Here is a 15,659-nt window from a genome sequence, read left to right on the forward strand (position 1 = left end):
TATACACAATGAAATCCCTAAAAATCACACTAATAGCAATCGCATCAATCGCCATATTAACCGGAGTATCATCAATAGATACAGAAACTGTTACTAAAGAAGATAACAAAGAAGTAAAAGAAGTACAGGTAGATTTAATCTCTATGACAGATAAAAAAGTATCAAATGTACCAACGCAAGGTTAATTAATAATTCACAAAAAAATATATACAATGAAATCTCTAAAAATCACACTAATAGCAATCGCATCAATCGCCATATTAACTGGAGTATCATCAATAGATACAGAAACTGTTACTAAAGAAGATAACAAAGAAGTCAAAGAGGTGCAAGTAGATTTAATCTCTATGACAGATAAAAAAGTATCAAAAGTACCAACACAAGGCTAAGACATATATATTTAATTATATAAAAATCCTCTTCTAGCATAACAGTTAGAAGAGGATTAGTTTTTTATTTAAAATATTTTAAATTTGATTTATTAAGAACTCTACTTAGTGAAATATATATTATATATAACCTTACTAATCACTTTATTCTCTTTTACTTCTACACCAAAAGCTAAAGAAGAAGATCCTATTTTAAAAATTTTAAAACTAAGGAAACAAGCCAATAATTCAGATTTAAACATATCTAAAAGGTTTGAATATGCTAGAGAAGCTATTTCGCTTTCAAAAAAATATGATAAAGACTCTACAGTATTAGAAAGTAACAGAGTGTTATCTTGGTTATTTATAGTGTCTGGTCAGTATGATTCTTTATATAGGGTAAATAAAGAAAATCTTAAAATTTCTACTAAAATAAAAGACTCTCTTAAGATGGCTTATGCAAATAATAATCTAGGATTTTACTTTGCAGAGAGTAATAAAAATGACAGCGCTTATTACTATTATTACAATGCCAGAAAACTTTACGAGCTTTTAAAAGATATACAAAACGAATCTAATATTATCCTTAATATGGCTAACATACAAGAGTCTGAAAGAGATTATATAGGTGCAGAAATAAATGCCATTAAAGGAATAGAAATAACAAAAACATTGCCAATATCTGACGGAAACAACTTTAACCTATGGGCTTTTAATAATTTAATTGGTATAGTCTCAAGTAAAGTAAAAAGGTTTGATAAGTCTATTGAATATCATAACAAAGCTGTAGAGTATGCAGAAAAATTAAAAGCAGAAAGGTATAAATATTATAAAGACTTTTCTAAAATGAACATAGCCATAGCATATCGAAGAAAAGGAGATTATGATAAAACAATACAAGTATTAAATAATATAAAAAACTTAGAATCATTAAAGGAAGAAGATCCTCAAACCTATGTTTCTATAATTTCAAACTTAGCCTATGCCAAGTTTTTAAAAGGTAATTTTGTTTCAAAAGAAATAGAAAACACATTTAAAACAGCATACAAATTCTCTATTGATCAAGATATAAAAGTAGAACAGTCTATTATCGCCTCTTTTATTTCAGAATTATATTTACACCAAAAGCAAATAGATTCTGCTCAAAAATATGCTAATATAGCATACAATAAAGCAAAAGAAGTAGGAGAAAACCAAACTGTCTTAGATGCGTTAATACTAAAAGCCAAAACCGAAACAGGAGAGCAATCTAAAGCATACTTATATGAACATATAAGGTTAAACGATAGTTTAATCTCCAAAGAACGAACAAACAGAAATAAATTTGCTAGAATTGAGTTTGAAACAGACGAAATTCTTCAAGAGAAAGAACAAATCTCTAAGCAAAGACAATGGTTAATTTTTATATCTGTAGGATTATTAGGCGTTTTATTCTTCTTGTATATCATTAAATCTCAAAGAGAAAAAAATAAAGAGTTACAACTACAAAAACAGCAACAAGAAGCAAATGAAGAGATCTATAAGCTAATGCTCTCTCAACAAGAAAAAATAGACGAAGCGCGTAGCGTAGAGAAAAACCGAATTTCTCAAGAAATGCATGATGGTATCTTAGGAAGACTTTTTGGAGCAAGATTAAGTCTAGATAGCTTAAATCTAGTTAATACAGAAGATGCAATTTCAAAACGAAGTAAATACATTTCTGAATTAAAAAATATAGAAGACGATATAAGAAAGGTTTCTCATGAGTTAAATTCAGATTTTGTTAATCAATCAGGATACTTCAATATGGTTAACAACCTAGTCGAAACTCAAATGACAGCCTACAATATCGATTATACGTTTAAAGCAGATTCTAATATTAATTGGGATATGCTTGATAACAAAATAAAAATTCACTTGTATAGAATCTTGCAAGAAACTATGCAAAATATCTATAAACATGCAGAATCAACATTAGTTGATATCGAGTTTTACTTAGATAAAAATAAATTAAATTTGAAAATAACAGATAATGGTGTTGGATTTGACCAAACCAAAACTAAAAACGGTATCGGTCTTAAAAATATAAAAGATAGATTAAAAGAAATTAACGGATTTTTTAATGTCACATCTCAAATAAATAAAGGAACATCTGTTATAATTACTGTCCCAAACATTTAAACTAACTAAAAAAACATGAAAACTCAAGAGTTAAAAATATTAATGGTTGATGATCATCCAATGATTATAGAAGGCTATATGCATACATTAATGGCTACAAAAAAAGAAAACCAATCTTTGACAATAGATATAGCTTCAGATTGTGATTCGGCATTAAAAGCCATGAAAAAAGCAAAAAGCATAGGCGTACCTTACAATATTTATTTTTTTGATATTAGTATACCAGAGTCTAGTGATGGCTTATATAAATCTGGAGAAGATTTAGCAAAACGAGTAAGAATGGTAGAAGAAGATGCCAAAATAGTAATTCTGACTATGTTTGATGAAGTTTATAGAATACATGATATTATAAAAACTATAAACCCAGAAGGTTTTTTAATAAAAAGCGATTTAACCTCTAGTGAGCTAGCTAGTGCTTTTCAAGCCATTCAAAATAATCCTCCATTTTATAGCGGTACTATCAATAAAATACTAAGAAAAAGCTTACAAAATCCAATAACTTTAGATTTGATAAATCATAAAATGCTTCATCTTTTATCATTAGGTGTAAAGACAAAAGATTTAGTTAAACATTTAGACTTAACATTAAGTGCAATTGAAAAAAGAAAGAAAAACATAAAAGAACTTTTCTTTGTTGAGGATGGTAAAGATGAAACCTTAATTAAAATTGCGAAAGAAAAAGGCTACATATAAAAACTTTTAAAGAAAATTACAATTTTGTTTAACGTTAAAAAAAGCTTTAAAAGTCTATATATACTTGAGGCTTACGGTTTTTACCACAATCCACTTGCGGTAAAAACCGTAAAGACATAATATACAATTACTTATATTTGTAATGACTATTAATTTAAGTATTTTCCCTTATAAACTTAGTTTGGTTAATAGCATTTACATTTACACACAAGAAAAAGCAACATCGCTCGATGTTGCTTTTTTATTTTATAATATATGATTAAAAAATTAAATGTTTAAATTCCCAAAACGTACTAATAAAAAAGCCCATGTAGATTACTGCTACAATAAACTTTAAAAAAGTACCAGTTACAAAACCTAAAAAGGAGCCAAAAGCAGCTTTTAATGCAGTTTTAGAATCTGCTTTATTAGATAACTCACCCAAGTACGCACCAACAAAAGGTCCAATAATAATACCAAATGGTACTGGTGCAATTAGTCCTATAATTAGACCTAGCGTTGTCCCAATCATTCCAGATCTACTACCGCCAAATCTTTTAGTACCAATTGCAGGTATGATGTAGTCTAAAGCAAAAATTGATAACGCAACGATTAAGGTTATAATCAAGAAAGATGTGTCGTTTGGCACAGCGCCTGTCATAAATAAAAATAACAAACCAATCCAACTTAAAGGTGGACCAGGTAAAATTGGTAAGATGCTTCCAACTAAGCCTAACAAGATAAATGCAAAGCCAATAATGGTTAAAAAAATATCCATAAGTTTTTGTTTATATGACGATTATATTTCTGTTATGTTACATTTATAAACTAAAAAATTAGTTTAAACTAATTTTTTAGTTATATTTGTTATGTTCAACTAAAACTTTAGTTATAAAAATGAAGCCACTTACAAAAGCAGAAGAAGATATTATGCAAGTCCTTTGGCAATTAGAAAAAGCTAATGTAAAAGATATAATTAATATACTTCCAGAACCTAAACCAGCTTACAACACGGTTTCTACAATTGTTAGGATTTTAGAATCCAAAGGATTTGTAGATTATGAAAAAAAAGGAAAGGGACATGTGTATTTTCCTATACTTAAAAAACAAGACTATAGCAATCAAAGCTTAAACACCTTGGTCGAAAATTATTTTCAAGGATCTTTTAAAAGTATGGTGTCTTTTTTTGTGAAGAAAAATGATATAAATATTGAAGAGCTAGAAAGTGTTTTAAAAGAAATCAATAAAAACGAATAGTTATGATTACCTATATCATTCAAATAGTCGCTTTTCAACTTATATTTTTATTGGTTTATGAAGCGCTTCTAAAAAAAGAAACTTTTTTTAATTATAACCGTTGGTATTTATTATCAACTTCAGTATTTTCATTACTCTTGCCTTTAATTAAAATTGAAAGTTTTACTAAAACCATCCCCAGTAAATATGTAGTTGTTTTACCAGAAGTAGTTTTGGGTAACGTCCAAAAAACAACACAAATTACTACAGAAGCTTCAACTATTGCTAATCAAACCTCGTGGTTAACGCTTAACAATATTATCATTTTAGGTAGTTGTATTACATTTTTAATTTTTGCCTTTAAGCTGTCAAAACTTTTAAAATTATGGGTAAAAGCTAAAAAAGTAAAGTCTAATGGATATCAAGTTTTATCACTGCCAAATACAACTGTTGCATTTTCATTTTTTAACTACGTGTTTATTGGTAGCCAACTAACAGAACAGCAAAAAGAAAGCATTTTAGCACATGAGCTTATTCATGTCAAGCAAAAACACAGCATAGATTTATTATGGTTTGAAGTATTGAAAATTGCACTTTGGTTTAATCCATTAGTGTATATATACAAAGGATATTTAACACAAGTGCATGAGTATATAGCCGATCAAAATGCCATAAAAACCATTAATAAAAAAGATTATTATCAACGTTTGTTACAGCAAATTTTTGATGTAAAATCGTTGCCTTTCATCAATCCATTTTTTAAACAATCATTAATCAAAAAACGAATTATTATGTTACAAAAATCAAAATCAAAACCAGTCTATTTAATTAAGTACTTGCTGCTAATACCAATGATTACAGCAATGTTGGTGTATTCTTCATGTTCTCAAGACGAAACTGATAAAGCAAATACAGAACAAACCACATTGACAGAAGAAGAGTTAGTACAAAAGTATTTAGAGGAATTTAAAGCCTCTACAGATAGTCCTTATTCAATATTTAAAGAAAGAAAAATAAATAATGATAATTATTTAAACACTTTAGAAGAATACTCTGAATCTAAGGCTTATTTTCTTTACTTAATTTCATATACAAAAAAAGAAGGAGACTCAATACCAGATTTCATTCAAAAAATAAAAAATCAAACCTATCAAGACTATTTAAAAAAGAAAGAAACCCAAGAATCTAAAGATAATTGGATTGGTAGTCCAGAAAGTGGCACTTTAAGATTATTAGTTGAAGATTTAGATAATTTAACTAGTGAAGAAAAAGCTTTACAATCTTCAAAATTAGCACAGATTACAAACGAAGAATGGTATCATACTTTGGTAATATCTGATGGTTATAGACATATTAAAATTGAAGTTAGAGAACCAAATGAAGAAGATTTTAATCCAAACGAAATAGATGTTCCTTTTAGTGTTATAGAACAAGTCCCATTAATAGAAGGTTGTGAAACAGTATTTAATCTTAAAGAACAAAAAGAATGTTTTTCAAACAAAATAAACGAACATGTTATGAAAAACTTCAATACAGAACTAGCAAATAATCTAGGTTTAGAAAAAGGTGTAAAGCGCATTTTTGTAAGCTTCAAAATAGATGTTAATGGAGATGTTGTAGATGTTAGAGCTAGAGCGCCACATAAAGATTTAGAAGAAGAAGCTATTAGAGTGATTAATTTATTACCAAAAATGACACCTGGTACAGATAAAGGAAAACAAGTTAATGTGCCTTACAGCTTACCAATAACCTTTAAAATTGATTAGTAAATTCACTTTTAAATAGTTAAAACCGAAGTTTTTTGCTTCGGTTTTTTTATAGTCATCAATCAATAAAACATACAATTATCAATCAAAAAATCGTATTTTTCGGCGATACTTGTTTAATATGAAGCAAATAGCAACTTTTTTTATATTCTTTTTGTTAGTGTCTTGTCAGTATTTTGAAGCTAAAAAGACATCAAAAGATGCTATTCTAAAAAAAGAATTAAAAGCATTTAATTGGAATGAAGTAGACACGTATCCAAGCTTTCCTGTTTGCGATTCTTTAGATACACTAACCAATAAAAAACAGTGTTTTGAAACTACGTTAGCTAATCATATAAGTATACAATTAGCTAAAGAAACCTTTGTTGTCACTCAAGATATTAATGATACCATTATTTTAGAATTTTTAATTTCAGAAAAAGGGCAATTACAAATTCAACAATTTACAGCAGACTCTTTAACAATAGCGGAGTTGCCAAATATTCAACAAATTATAGAAAGTAGTTTAGATAGTTTACCGCCAATTTACGCAGCCATAAAACGAGGTCAACAAGTAAAAACACAATTTAAATTACCTATTATTCTTCAGGTAAATTAGTTATAGTTCAACTTTATAACCTAAAGCCACATCAGTAGGGAAGTTTCCTTCGTTATCACTAAAAGCCGCAAACAGTGAGTCAAACACCAAAGTGATATAACCATTACCAACTTTAAAATCGGCACCAAGACCAAAAATTAAAGGTGCGTCAAATTCGGTATTAGAGACTTCGTTTTCTATTAAATTTCCTGGGTTTTCAGGGTTTTCAACTATATAAGTTGCGTTTACATTAGTTAATGTTGCAAATTTAGTTTGTGCGTAAACATTAAAATTGTCTTGATTTATAAATCTAAATCTGTAGCCTAAAGCTAACTGTGTAGCGCTATATTGTAAATTATCATTTTCTGCAATGTACCTTAGATTAACAAATCCTGCATGTTTAGGTTGTTCTTTATCTTGAACAATTTCAAGCTCAGTTCCAAAAAATAAAGCATTTTCATTATCTGGGTTTTCAATAAACGGATTGTTAGTTAATCCTCCAAAAAAGCTTAATCTTGTTTTAAGTTTAGCTTTACTATCATTAGCTGTGTAAGTATCGTCTTCAGAAGCATTGTATTTGTTTACAAATTGCTTCAAACTAAATAAAGTAAATTTAGTTTTAGATGCATTCATTCCAGTTAAATCAGCAAGTGTCACTTGGTACTCGTTTTGGTATTTATTGTCGTCGTTTTTTGTGTTTTTAAGTTCTGTTACTGTGTTGTCTCCGGTTTTAACAAAATATCTAAATTGTCCGTCAACAGAAGCCCAAAGTAGGTCTAAAGTACCTTCAACTTCGGTATCTAATTGTGTAGATTCGCCATTAACAGTGTAGGTTTGTTGTGCAAAACTTAATGTTGAAACACATAAGCTTAAAATGAAAAGTAATCGTTTCATAGAGATTGTAATTTGGTTCTACGCTAAAGTAGAAATTTTTAATTAAAAACTATTTCTTAAAGCGTCTGTTTTTCCATTTGTAACTTGAAAACGAGCCAACAACAGCAACGTAAACACTAAAAAAAGGATATAATAAACTTGACGGTAAATAGTATTTTAATGCTTGTTCTTTGCTGAAAAACACACTTGTTTTATAAATTAAAAGAAAATCTATAAGCAGCTTTAAAAGAAATAAATAAGTAAAGGTCTTAAAATGAAATAACCCTAAAACCATTAACACAAAACCAATGACAATTACAGAATTTGCTAGTAAAACCATTAACCCAACCAACTTAGCAAAATTATTATTGTAGTTAGATGTTTTATTAGCCCAACGTATGCGTTGCGATAGTAAACTTTTAAAATCTGGTTGCGGTATTGTCTGCACAATAGCATGTGTGCTTTTTAAATATTTAACAGAATTTTCATCTGTTTTTAAAGCTTTTTCCATTAAAAAAATATCGTCGCCGCTTGCAATGTTATCATTGCCTTCAAAACCGTTTATGTCACTAAAAAACGATCTTTTGTAGCCCAAATTAGCACCGTTACATAAAAACGGTTTCTCAATGCCAAAACCAGCAATGGTACTTCCCATTAAACTTAAAAAATCTAATAACTGAAAGTGTTTTAAAAATCCATTAACTTGATGATAAGTAACTGGTCCAACAACCATTTTAACATCATTTTGCTGAATGAATGAATCAAAACTATCTAGCCAATATTTTGGCAAAACACAGTCGGCATCGGTTGTGATAATCCAATCATAGTTGCTAATTTTTATTGCTGAAGAAATCGCATCTTTTTTTGGCGAATTGGATTGTCTTTCGTTTTCAATTAATTTAATGTCCAAAGTTGAAGTTGAAATAAACTTAGTAACAATATCTTTTGAAGGATCTTCAGAATCGTCATTAACTAAAATGATTTCAAAAAGCGAATTTTGGTAATTTAACTCTGCAATAGAATTTAATAGCGCTGGTAAATTTTCGGCTTCATTTCTAAAAGGAATAACTACTGAAAATTTTGTTTTTGCAGGAATATCTTGCAGTTTAAATTTTGGTACTTTATCTATAGCAAAAGCAAATTTTCCTATTAAAAATAAGTACAAAAGCAATATGACTACAGCAATTACAAGCATTAATTTTGAGGTTTTAAAACATTAAAATTAAGCACATAATAGCTTCCAAAAACACTTGGTAGTGCAAAATTTAGTAACCACATTAATAAAATGCAACTTAAAATAGGTAATTGGTTAATATCAGCTAGTCCAAAAACATACAGCGCAACACTACCTTTTATCACAACATCAAAAATTGAAATTGTCGGAATAATTGAAGCCAATAAATACATGGATGTAATTAAAATCATGGCATCAACATAGTTTAATTGAATTCCGAAAAGTGTCAAAATAAAATAAAACTGAAAAGAAAATACAGCATATCGTAACACTGATAATAAAAAGCCAATACCTAAATATTTTAGACCTAAATTTTTGATGTAATTAATCACCTTTTCAAAAGAAAAACCTTTAATCTTAAATCTTTTTTGTTTAAAACCAAACACAGCAAACAAAGCAATTAAAGCCAATAATATTAAAGCTCTAATAAAACGATAACCAATATTGACTTCATAATTGTGATATAAAAAAAATAGCCCAATTACACCTAAAATAACAGTAACACTCATTTGAAGCATATTGCTAATTAGGTTTAAAAGCAGTACTTTTTTACGATGCGTTTTTGCAAAGTAAATCGCTTTTGCGCCGTATTCACCAATACGATTTGGTGTAAAAATAGAAGCAGTTAGAGCGCCCAAACTTTGTTCGGTAGCTTCTAAAAAACTTATTCTTTTGATTTTTGAGATTAAAAATCGCCATTTTACAATTTCTAAAAACCAATTAAAACTACTCAAAAACACTAAAAAAATGATATTTTTTGTTGAAAACAGCTTGTTTTTGTCTATAAAATTTAAAAAATCTTCAAATTTTAAATCAGGATTATTAAGTAATTTTTGATAAATAAAGTAAAAAGCGCCAACAACTATACTTAATTTGATAAGTACAAAAAAGAATTGCTTAGTTTTGTAAGGTAAGCTACTATTCATCTTATTTTTTCTGAAATGCTTGCAAAATAAACTAAAAAACACACAATGTTATCAAGATTTAAAATCATTTGTTTGGTTGCTTTTTTGATGTTTGGATTAACCACAGTAAAAGCACAAATAGAAACTAGTAAATGGAAAGCTTTAATTGCTGTAGGTGTAAATAGCCCAAGTCAAGATGGATTTGTAACGCCTTTTGAGGCTGATGGATTAAATTTTCCGACTATAAATTTAGGAATTCAGCATATGTTTACTAATCAATTAGGAGCTAAAGTAGATTTTGGATATAATAGATTTGTAAATGCCGATAATACACCAGATTTTAAAGTAAACTACACACGTGTAAATGCACAGTTTGTTTATGATGCTACACCAGATTTTACGTTTTTACCATTCGGTACAGGTGTAGTTTTTCATGTTGGTCCTGGTTATTCTATGATAAAACCTTTAGATGCTTATGGCGATAATAAAACGTCTTATTTAAACGCTATGGGAGGAATGGAATTTCATTATGGGATAAGTAGAACTGTTTCTGCATATATCGACGCATCTTATATTATGGGATTTGCAAGCGATTTCGATCCTATAACAGAAGGTTATGGATCTTTTAACGGTAATTTATTAACCGTGACTGTTGGTGTTGCAGTTTCTTTAAGCGGTTGCGCAACTTGTAATTAATGGCAAAAGAACAAATTATATTAGGTATTGATCCCGGAACAACCATTATGGGTTTTGGCTTGATTAAAGTTGAAAATAAAAAGATGAGCTTTTTACAACTTAACGAGCTAGACTTAAAAAAATACGACGACCATTACTTAAAATTGAAATTAATTTTTGAAAGAACTATAGAGCTAATTGACACGCATCATCCTGACGAAATCGCTATCGAAGCACCTTTTTTTGGTAAAAACGTACAAAGTATGCTTAAGTTAGGTCGTGCGCAAGGCGTTGCTATGGCGGCAGGATTAAGTAGAGAAGTACCAGTTACCGAATATTCGCCAAAAAAAATTAAAATGGCAATTACAGGTAATGGTAACGCTAGTAAAGAGCAAGTTGCAAAAATGTTGCAAAGTTTATTAAAGCTAAAAAGTTTGCCAAAAAATTTAGATTCTACAGACGGTTTAGCAGCAGCAGTCTGTCATTTTTACAATCAAGGTCGCGTAGAAATTGGTAAAAGCTATTCGGGTTGGGCAAGTTTTGTGAAGCAAAACCCAACAAAAATCAATAAACAATAAACAGTTATCAATGTCTAAACAAGCAAATAATCCTTTAGCTGATAAATCGTATCAATTAGCTCTTCAAATTGTTAATGTTTATAAAGAATTAACTAATTCAAAAAAAGAGTTTATCTTATCTAAACAATTATTAAGATCTGGTACGTCCATTGGAGCTAATGTTACAGAAGCAAACGGTGCAATATCAAATGCTGATTTTTCTGCTAAAATTTCAATTGCTTATAAAGAAAGCTTAGAGACTAAGTACTGGTTAAGCTTACTTAAAGATTCAGATTTTTTAAGTAAAATAGAGTTTGATAAATTACACTCAAACACTGACGAACTATCAAAAATATTATTTTCAATACTTAAAAAAACAAGAATAAATAAAAAACCTTAACTGTTAGTTGGTCGCTAATCATTAATATCTGATAATTTGTAAATTGACTACTGCTAATTGTTTACTGTTAATTGTTTATTGACAACTGATATGTCTGGCATCTACATACACATACCATTTTGCAAACAAGCCTGTTATTATTGCGATTTTCATTTTTCGACGTCATTGAAAAAGAAAGATCAATTAATTTCTGCTTTAGCAAAAGAGCTTCAACTTCGTAAAGATGAATTTAAAAACTCAACCGTAGAAACCATCTATTTTGGTGGCGGTACACCAAGCTTATTATCTGTTGAAGAATTACAATTTTTAATAGATACGGTACATGAAAATTACTCAGTAGCAACGTCACCAGAAATCACATTAGAAGCCAATCCTGATGATTTATCTGAGCAAAAAATTATAGAATTATCACAATCGCCAATCAATAGACTAAGTATTGGTATTCAATCTTTTTACGAGAAAGATTTAAAGTTAATGAATCGCGCTCATAACGCAGCAGAAGCTAAAAAATGTTTAGAAATTGCAACGCAATATTTTGATAATATTAGCTTAGATTTAATCTACGGGATACCAAATAGCACATCGCAGGAATGGTTAAATAATATTGAAACAGCACTAAGCTTTGACGTGCCACATATTTCTAGTTACGCACTAACTGTCGAACCTAAAACAGCATTGGCAAATTTTATTGACAAAGGAATTATTGACGATGTTGATGATGAGGTCGCTCATCAACAATTTCATCAACTAATAGAAAAATTAGAAGATGCAGGTTTTGAACATTATGAGCTGTCTAATTTTGCAAAACCAGGTTATTACAGTAAAAACAATAGTGCTTATTGGTTAGGTAAACCATATATTGGTATTGGTCCATCTGCACATAGTTTTAACGGAGATCAACGTGCTTGGAATGTTAAAAATAATTCCATTTACATAAAAAAAATTGAAGCCAACAAATTGCCTTTAGAGATAGAAACCTTATCCCAAAATGATAAGTATAATGAGTTTGTCATGACAGGTTTACGTACAATTTGGGGCGTGTCATTATCTAAAATAGAAGACAAGTTTGGGCTTCATTATAAAAATTTCTTAATAAAAGAGGCTCAGTTTTATATCAATGAACAATTATTGTATATTGAAAAAGACAGCTTAAAAGCTACAAAAAAAGGAAAATTTCTAACCGACGGAATAGCAAGTGAGCTATTTATGTTAAATTAATTAGATGAAAACAGTAATTACAATAAACACTATAAAATACACAATAGACTTATCTAAACCTTTAGATATTTCTATGCCAATTAGAGGCTCTAAAGATAACGCTAATGCATGGTATATTGATGAGCCTAAAATAGAACCAGCGCAAATAGACGAGTGGACTGCAAGCGTAAAAGAAGGTGCGTCTATTAACTTTAATAATATTCAATTTAATCCGCATGCGCATGGTACACATACCGAGTGTGTTGGACATATTACCGAAAAATTTTATAGTATTAATAAATGTTTAAAAACTTTTTTCTTTAGAGCAGAGGTAATCACTGTAGCACCAGAAAAAATAGACGAAGATTACGTTATATCTAAATCGCAATTAAAATTTTTACTAAAACAACGTAAGCCAGAAGCATTAGTTATTCGTACAATGCCAAACACAAAAGATAAGCTTTCTAGACAATACTCTAATACTAATTGGCCATACTTAACAGAAGATGCAGCAGAATTTATAAAAAAAATAGGTGTACAGCACCTTTTGGTAGACTTACCAAGTGTAGATAAAGAAAAAGATGATGGTAAATTATTAGCGCATAAAGCGTTTTGGGATGTTAATGGTAAGATTAGAAAAAATGCTACTATAACTGAGTTTATTTACGTGAAAAATAAAATAGAAGACGGTAAATATATTTTAAATTTACAAATCGCACCTTTTGAAAACGATGCTACACCAAGTAAGCCTATTCTTTATAAAATAGAATAAAATGAAATCTGTTTTAAAACTAGAAGAATTATTACAATTCGCATTAGGTATTTACTTGTTTTCTACCTTAAGTTGCACTTGGTGGTGGTTTTTGGTATTAATTTTGCTACCCGATATTGGTATGTTAGGCTATTTAGTAAATACAAAAAGAGGAGCATTAACTTATAATGTGTTTCATCATAAAGGGCTAGCAATTTTATTTTTTTTAGCTGGAATTTATTTTGAAATCGAAGTCATGCAATTAATAGGAATCATTCTGTTTTCTCACGCTGCTTTAGACCGGATTTTTGGTTACGGACTTAAATATGCCGATAATTTTAAAAACACATATTTAGGACATTTATAATGGAAATTTTTATCTCTCTTATTATTGGTGGTTTAGTAGTTTTAGGCATAACTACCTATGTAAAACATTTGAAGAACAAAAAAAGAGTTTCATCACAATCGGTTATACTTTTAGATAAGATTAAAAAAGTATGCAAATTTATTACTGTAGAAGGCGACTTTGCCGAAATCTACCATTACGAAGATGTAAAAGAACGCTTTTTAAAATTAGTCTCAAGTCGTAAAAAAGCATTAGTAGTAATAAATGCGAAAGCACATGTAGGTTTTGATTTTAATAAAATAAGTCTAGAAGCAGATCAAAAAACAAAAACGGTAATTATCAAAAGTTTCCCGCAACCAGAAATATTGTCTATAGAAACTAATTTAAACTATTACGATAAAAAAGATGGCTATTTCAATAAGTTTGAAGCAGCAGATTTAACAGCACTTAATGAAGAAGCTAAGCAACATATTATTGAAAAAGTGCCAGAAAGTGGTTTATATAATGTTGCAAAACAAGAAGCTTTAGAGTCTTTACAATTAATAGAAAATATTGTAGAAACTATTGGTTGGACACTAGATTATCAAAATTTAGTCTTGGATACAGACGATATTAAAAAGATAAGAGAATAGCTACGAAAACGTTTGAAATGGGTGTATTTCATCGAAAAAGGAGTCAGTTTTCTTTGTATTAACAACAAATCTTATTACCTTTTAAGTATTAATAATCAAAACCAAAGCTATGAATAGATTATTACTCTACTTAAATGATACTTTAGAAAGTTTAGATATTCCTCCAATTATCAAAAATGATAGTCGAGAAATTAATAAAACAAATAAGAAAAACTCTAAAAAAGTTAAATTAAAAGAAATTAAATAAGCACTATATTTATGCATGAATATAGAGCAATTACACCAATATTGTCTTCAAAAACCAAAAGTAGAAGAAACCTTTCCTTTTAATCAAGATACCTTAGTTTTTAAAGTTTTAGGTAAGATGTTTGCCTTAATCCCTTTAGATAAATGGGAAGCTGGTGAAGGCTCCATTTCACTTAAATGTGATCCAAAATATGCATTAGAGTTACGTGAAGAGTATGATAGCATTGAAGGTGCTTTTCATATGAATAAAACACACTGGAACACGATTTATATCTATAAAGGTGAAGTTTTACCAGAACTCTTATTTAAACTCATAGATCATTCTTATGATCAAGTGGTTAAAGGTATGCCCAAAAAAATGCAACAAGCGTTGAAAGAATAATTGCACAACAACTCAAATAAATGTATCATTGTAAATATTCAAAAACACATAAAATCTTCACATCATGAGCGTACTTCAGATGCTAAAAGACCGAAGCAATGATACTTGCGAGCTTTGTGCTTCAACTTCAAATTTACAGCAATACACCATTCCGCCATCTTTAAACGAAAGCGTAGACACTTGCGTTTTGGTTTGTGATACGTGTTATAATCAAATTGAAAAAAACACCGATATGGATCCAAACCATTGGCGTTGTTTAAACGATAGTATGTGGAGCGAGCATGTTGCTGTCCAAATTATGGCTTGGCGTATGTTACAACGTTTACGTGCCGAAGGTTGGCCAAAAGACCTGTTAGATATGATGTATTTAGATGAAGATGCATTGGCATTAGCACGTGCAACAGGAGAAGATAAAGACGAAAGCGAAAAAATTATACATCGTGATGTTAATGGTGTTATCCTTGAAAACGGAGATAACGTTGTTTTAATAAAAGACCTAAAAGTAAAAGGATCTAGCATGGTTGCCAAACAAGGAACAGCAGTTAGGAACATACGTGTAGATCATGAAAACGCTAATTATATTGAAGGTAAAGTTGGCGGACAACAAATAGTGATTATTACAGAATATGTGAAAAAGAATTAAAATTTTTAATATGAAATAAAGCCCGATTTTCTAATTGAA

Annotated in this window: 21 protein-coding genes; 17 read left to right on the forward strand and 4 right to left on the reverse strand. The window is 29.3% G+C overall.

Annotated features, from left to right (window positions below; genetic code table 11):
- From WA340_RS13090 to WA340_RS13105, 4 genes are all read left to right on the forward strand, one after another.
- Positions 1 to 185 (forward strand): hypothetical protein (locus WA340_RS13090; RefSeq protein ID WP_336129422.1); only part of this gene is annotated, 185 nt, incomplete at its 5' end.
- 27 nt (positions 186 to 212) lie between these two features.
- A complete protein-coding gene (locus WA340_RS13095; RefSeq protein ID WP_223077554.1) occupies positions 213 to 389 on the forward strand; it encodes a hypothetical protein in 177 nt (58 codons plus the stop codon).
- A gap of 108 nt (positions 390 to 497) precedes the next feature.
- Complete coding sequence (locus tag WA340_RS13100; protein ID WP_336129423.1) at positions 498 to 2,528, forward strand: tetratricopeptide repeat-containing sensor histidine kinase; 2,031 nt, start codon at positions 498 to 500, stop codon at positions 2,526 to 2,528.
- Positions 2,529 to 2,543: 15 nt separating this feature from the next.
- Positions 2,544 to 3,221 (forward strand): response regulator, encoded by a 678-nt coding sequence (locus WA340_RS13105; RefSeq protein WP_106679818.1) that lies wholly within the window; start codon positions 2,544 to 2,546, stop codon positions 3,219 to 3,221.
- 259 nt (positions 3,222 to 3,480) lie between these two features.
- On the opposite strand, the gene WA340_RS13110 is transcribed toward WA340_RS13105, so the two are convergent.
- Positions 3,481 to 3,978 carry a DUF456 domain-containing protein gene (locus WA340_RS13110; RefSeq protein ID WP_336129424.1) on the reverse strand — a complete coding sequence of 166 codons (498 nt, stop codon included), beginning with the start codon at positions 3,976 to 3,978 and terminating at the stop codon, positions 3,481 to 3,483.
- A gap of 119 nt (positions 3,979 to 4,097) precedes the next feature.
- Between WA340_RS13110 and WA340_RS13115 the strand changes: the two genes are divergently transcribed.
- From WA340_RS13115 to WA340_RS13125, 3 genes are all read left to right on the forward strand, one after another.
- A complete protein-coding gene (locus tag WA340_RS13115; RefSeq protein WP_027880912.1) occupies positions 4,098 to 4,457 on the forward strand; it encodes a BlaI/MecI/CopY family transcriptional regulator in 360 nt (119 codons plus the stop codon).
- Between the two features lie 2 nt (positions 4,458 to 4,459).
- Positions 4,460 to 6,202 carry a M56 family metallopeptidase gene (locus WA340_RS13120; protein ID WP_336129425.1) on the forward strand — a complete coding sequence of 581 codons (1,743 nt, stop codon included), beginning with the start codon at positions 4,460 to 4,462 and terminating at the stop codon, positions 6,200 to 6,202.
- A gap of 121 nt (positions 6,203 to 6,323) precedes the next feature.
- Complete coding sequence (locus WA340_RS13125; RefSeq protein WP_336129426.1) at positions 6,324 to 6,800, forward strand: hypothetical protein; 477 nt, start codon at positions 6,324 to 6,326, stop codon at positions 6,798 to 6,800.
- On the opposite strand, the gene WA340_RS13130 is transcribed toward WA340_RS13125, so the two are convergent.
- Genes WA340_RS13130 through WA340_RS13140 form a run of 3 tightly spaced genes read right to left on the reverse strand, consistent with a single transcriptional unit; the run spans position 6,801 to position 9,812 of the window.
- Entirely contained in the window at positions 6,801 to 7,673 is an 873-nt protein-coding gene (locus tag WA340_RS13130) for a hypothetical protein (RefSeq protein ID WP_336129427.1), read from the reverse strand.
- Positions 7,674 to 7,722: 49 nt separating this feature from the next.
- Positions 7,723 to 8,847 carry a glycosyltransferase family 2 protein gene (locus WA340_RS13135; protein WP_336129428.1) on the reverse strand — a complete coding sequence of 375 codons (1,125 nt, stop codon included), beginning with the start codon at positions 8,845 to 8,847 and terminating at the stop codon, positions 7,723 to 7,725.
- On the reverse strand, positions 8,847 to 9,812 hold the full coding sequence (locus tag WA340_RS13140; RefSeq protein ID WP_336129429.1) for a lysylphosphatidylglycerol synthase domain-containing protein: 966 nt from the start codon (positions 9,810 to 9,812) through the stop codon (positions 8,847 to 8,849). The genes WA340_RS13135 and WA340_RS13140 overlap by 1 nt, the downstream gene beginning before the upstream one ends.
- Before the next feature lie 45 nt (positions 9,813 to 9,857).
- Between WA340_RS13140 and WA340_RS13145 the strand changes: the two genes are divergently transcribed.
- The 10 genes from WA340_RS13145 to WA340_RS13190 all read left to right on the forward strand — a co-directional run bounded on the left by WA340_RS13145 (position 9,858) and on the right by WA340_RS13190 (position 15,620).
- On the forward strand, positions 9,858 to 10,487 hold the full coding sequence (locus WA340_RS13145; protein WP_106679834.1) for a cell envelope biogenesis protein OmpA: 630 nt from the start codon (positions 9,858 to 9,860) through the stop codon (positions 10,485 to 10,487).
- Positions 10,487 to 11,044: a crossover junction endodeoxyribonuclease RuvC gene (gene ruvC / locus WA340_RS13150; protein ID WP_106679836.1), complete on the forward strand. Its 558-nt coding sequence runs from the start codon at positions 10,487 to 10,489 to the stop codon at positions 11,042 to 11,044. The genes WA340_RS13145 and ruvC overlap by 1 nt, the downstream gene beginning before the upstream one ends.
- A gap of 10 nt (positions 11,045 to 11,054) precedes the next feature.
- A complete protein-coding gene (locus WA340_RS13155) occupies positions 11,055 to 11,423 on the forward strand; it encodes a four helix bundle protein (protein WP_304142680.1) in 369 nt (122 codons plus the stop codon).
- Between the two features lie 90 nt (positions 11,424 to 11,513).
- Entirely contained in the window at positions 11,514 to 12,641 is a 1,128-nt protein-coding gene (gene hemW, locus WA340_RS13160) for a radical SAM family heme chaperone HemW (RefSeq protein WP_336129430.1), read from the forward strand.
- 4 nt (positions 12,642 to 12,645) lie between these two features.
- Positions 12,646 to 13,392, forward strand: a complete 747-nt coding sequence (locus WA340_RS13165; RefSeq protein ID WP_336129431.1) for a cyclase family protein — start codon at positions 12,646 to 12,648, stop codon at positions 13,390 to 13,392.
- Position 13,393: 1 nt separating this feature from the next.
- Positions 13,394 to 13,738, forward strand: a complete 345-nt coding sequence (locus WA340_RS13170) for a DUF4260 domain-containing protein (protein WP_336129432.1) — start codon at positions 13,394 to 13,396, stop codon at positions 13,736 to 13,738.
- A complete protein-coding gene (locus WA340_RS13175) occupies positions 13,738 to 14,349 on the forward strand; it encodes a DUF4230 domain-containing protein (RefSeq protein ID WP_336129433.1) in 612 nt (203 codons plus the stop codon). Before WA340_RS13170 ends, WA340_RS13175 begins: the two co-directional genes overlap by 1 nt.
- A 109-nt stretch (positions 14,350 to 14,458) precedes the next feature.
- The gene (locus tag WA340_RS13180) at positions 14,459 to 14,596 is read left to right on the forward strand and encodes a hypothetical protein (RefSeq protein ID WP_223077539.1); all 138 of its coding nucleotides are present in this window, start codon (positions 14,459 to 14,461) and stop codon (positions 14,594 to 14,596) included.
- Positions 14,597 to 14,611: 15 nt separating this feature from the next.
- A complete protein-coding gene (locus WA340_RS13185; protein WP_336129434.1) occupies positions 14,612 to 14,977 on the forward strand; it encodes an MmcQ/YjbR family DNA-binding protein in 366 nt (121 codons plus the stop codon).
- Between the two features lie 64 nt (positions 14,978 to 15,041).
- Entirely contained in the window at positions 15,042 to 15,620 is a 579-nt protein-coding gene (locus WA340_RS13190; protein WP_336129435.1) for a PhnA domain-containing protein, read from the forward strand.
- The last annotated feature ends 39 nt before the right edge of the window (positions 15,621 to 15,659 follow it).

The organism is Mesoflavibacter sp. CH_XMU1422-2 (assembly GCF_037029245.1).
GTDB lineage: Bacteria > Bacteroidota > Bacteroidia > Flavobacteriales > Flavobacteriaceae > Mesoflavibacter > Mesoflavibacter zeaxanthinifaciens.

Coding starts and splice junctions, on each gene's coding strand:
- WA340_RS13135 (WP_336129428.1), bottom strand. CDS start 8,847: ATGCTTGTAATTGCTGTAGTCATATTGCTTTTGTACTTATTTTTAATA.
- WA340_RS13125 (WP_336129426.1), top strand. CDS start 6,324: ATGAAGCAAATAGCAACTTTTTTTATATTCTTTTTGTTAGTGTCTTGT.
- WA340_RS13115 (WP_027880912.1), top strand. CDS start 4,098: ATGAAGCCACTTACAAAAGCAGAAGAAGATATTATGCAAGTCCTTTGG.
- WA340_RS13140 (WP_336129429.1), bottom strand. CDS start 9,812: ATGAATAGTAGCTTACCTTACAAAACTAAGCAATTCTTTTTTGTACTT.
- WA340_RS13170 (WP_336129432.1), top strand. CDS start 13,394: ATGAAATCTGTTTTAAAACTAGAAGAATTATTACAATTCGCATTAGGT.
- hemW (WP_336129430.1), top strand. CDS start 11,514: ATGTCTGGCATCTACATACACATACCATTTTGCAAACAAGCCTGTTAT.
- WA340_RS13175 (WP_336129433.1), top strand. CDS start 13,738: ATGGAAATTTTTATCTCTCTTATTATTGGTGGTTTAGTAGTTTTAGGC.
- ruvC (WP_106679836.1), top strand. CDS start 10,487: ATGGCAAAAGAACAAATTATATTAGGTATTGATCCCGGAACAACCATT.
- WA340_RS13185 (WP_336129434.1), top strand. CDS start 14,612: ATGAATATAGAGCAATTACACCAATATTGTCTTCAAAAACCAAAAGTA.
- WA340_RS13110 (WP_336129424.1), bottom strand. CDS start 3,978: ATGGATATTTTTTTAACCATTATTGGCTTTGCATTTATCTTGTTAGGC.
- WA340_RS13190 (WP_336129435.1), top strand. CDS start 15,042: ATGAGCGTACTTCAGATGCTAAAAGACCGAAGCAATGATACTTGCGAG.
- WA340_RS13155 (WP_304142680.1), top strand. CDS start 11,055: ATGTCTAAACAAGCAAATAATCCTTTAGCTGATAAATCGTATCAATTA.
- WA340_RS13165 (WP_336129431.1), top strand. CDS start 12,646: ATGAAAACAGTAATTACAATAAACACTATAAAATACACAATAGACTTA.
- WA340_RS13130 (WP_336129427.1), bottom strand. CDS start 7,673: ATGAAACGATTACTTTTCATTTTAAGCTTATGTGTTTCAACATTAAGT.
- WA340_RS13105 (WP_106679818.1), top strand. CDS start 2,544: ATGAAAACTCAAGAGTTAAAAATATTAATGGTTGATGATCATCCAATG.
- WA340_RS13145 (WP_106679834.1), top strand. CDS start 9,858: ATGTTATCAAGATTTAAAATCATTTGTTTGGTTGCTTTTTTGATGTTT.
- WA340_RS13120 (WP_336129425.1), top strand. CDS start 4,460: ATGATTACCTATATCATTCAAATAGTCGCTTTTCAACTTATATTTTTA.
- WA340_RS13180 (WP_223077539.1), top strand. CDS start 14,459: ATGAATAGATTATTACTCTACTTAAATGATACTTTAGAAAGTTTAGAT.
- WA340_RS13095 (WP_223077554.1), top strand. CDS start 213: ATGAAATCTCTAAAAATCACACTAATAGCAATCGCATCAATCGCCATA.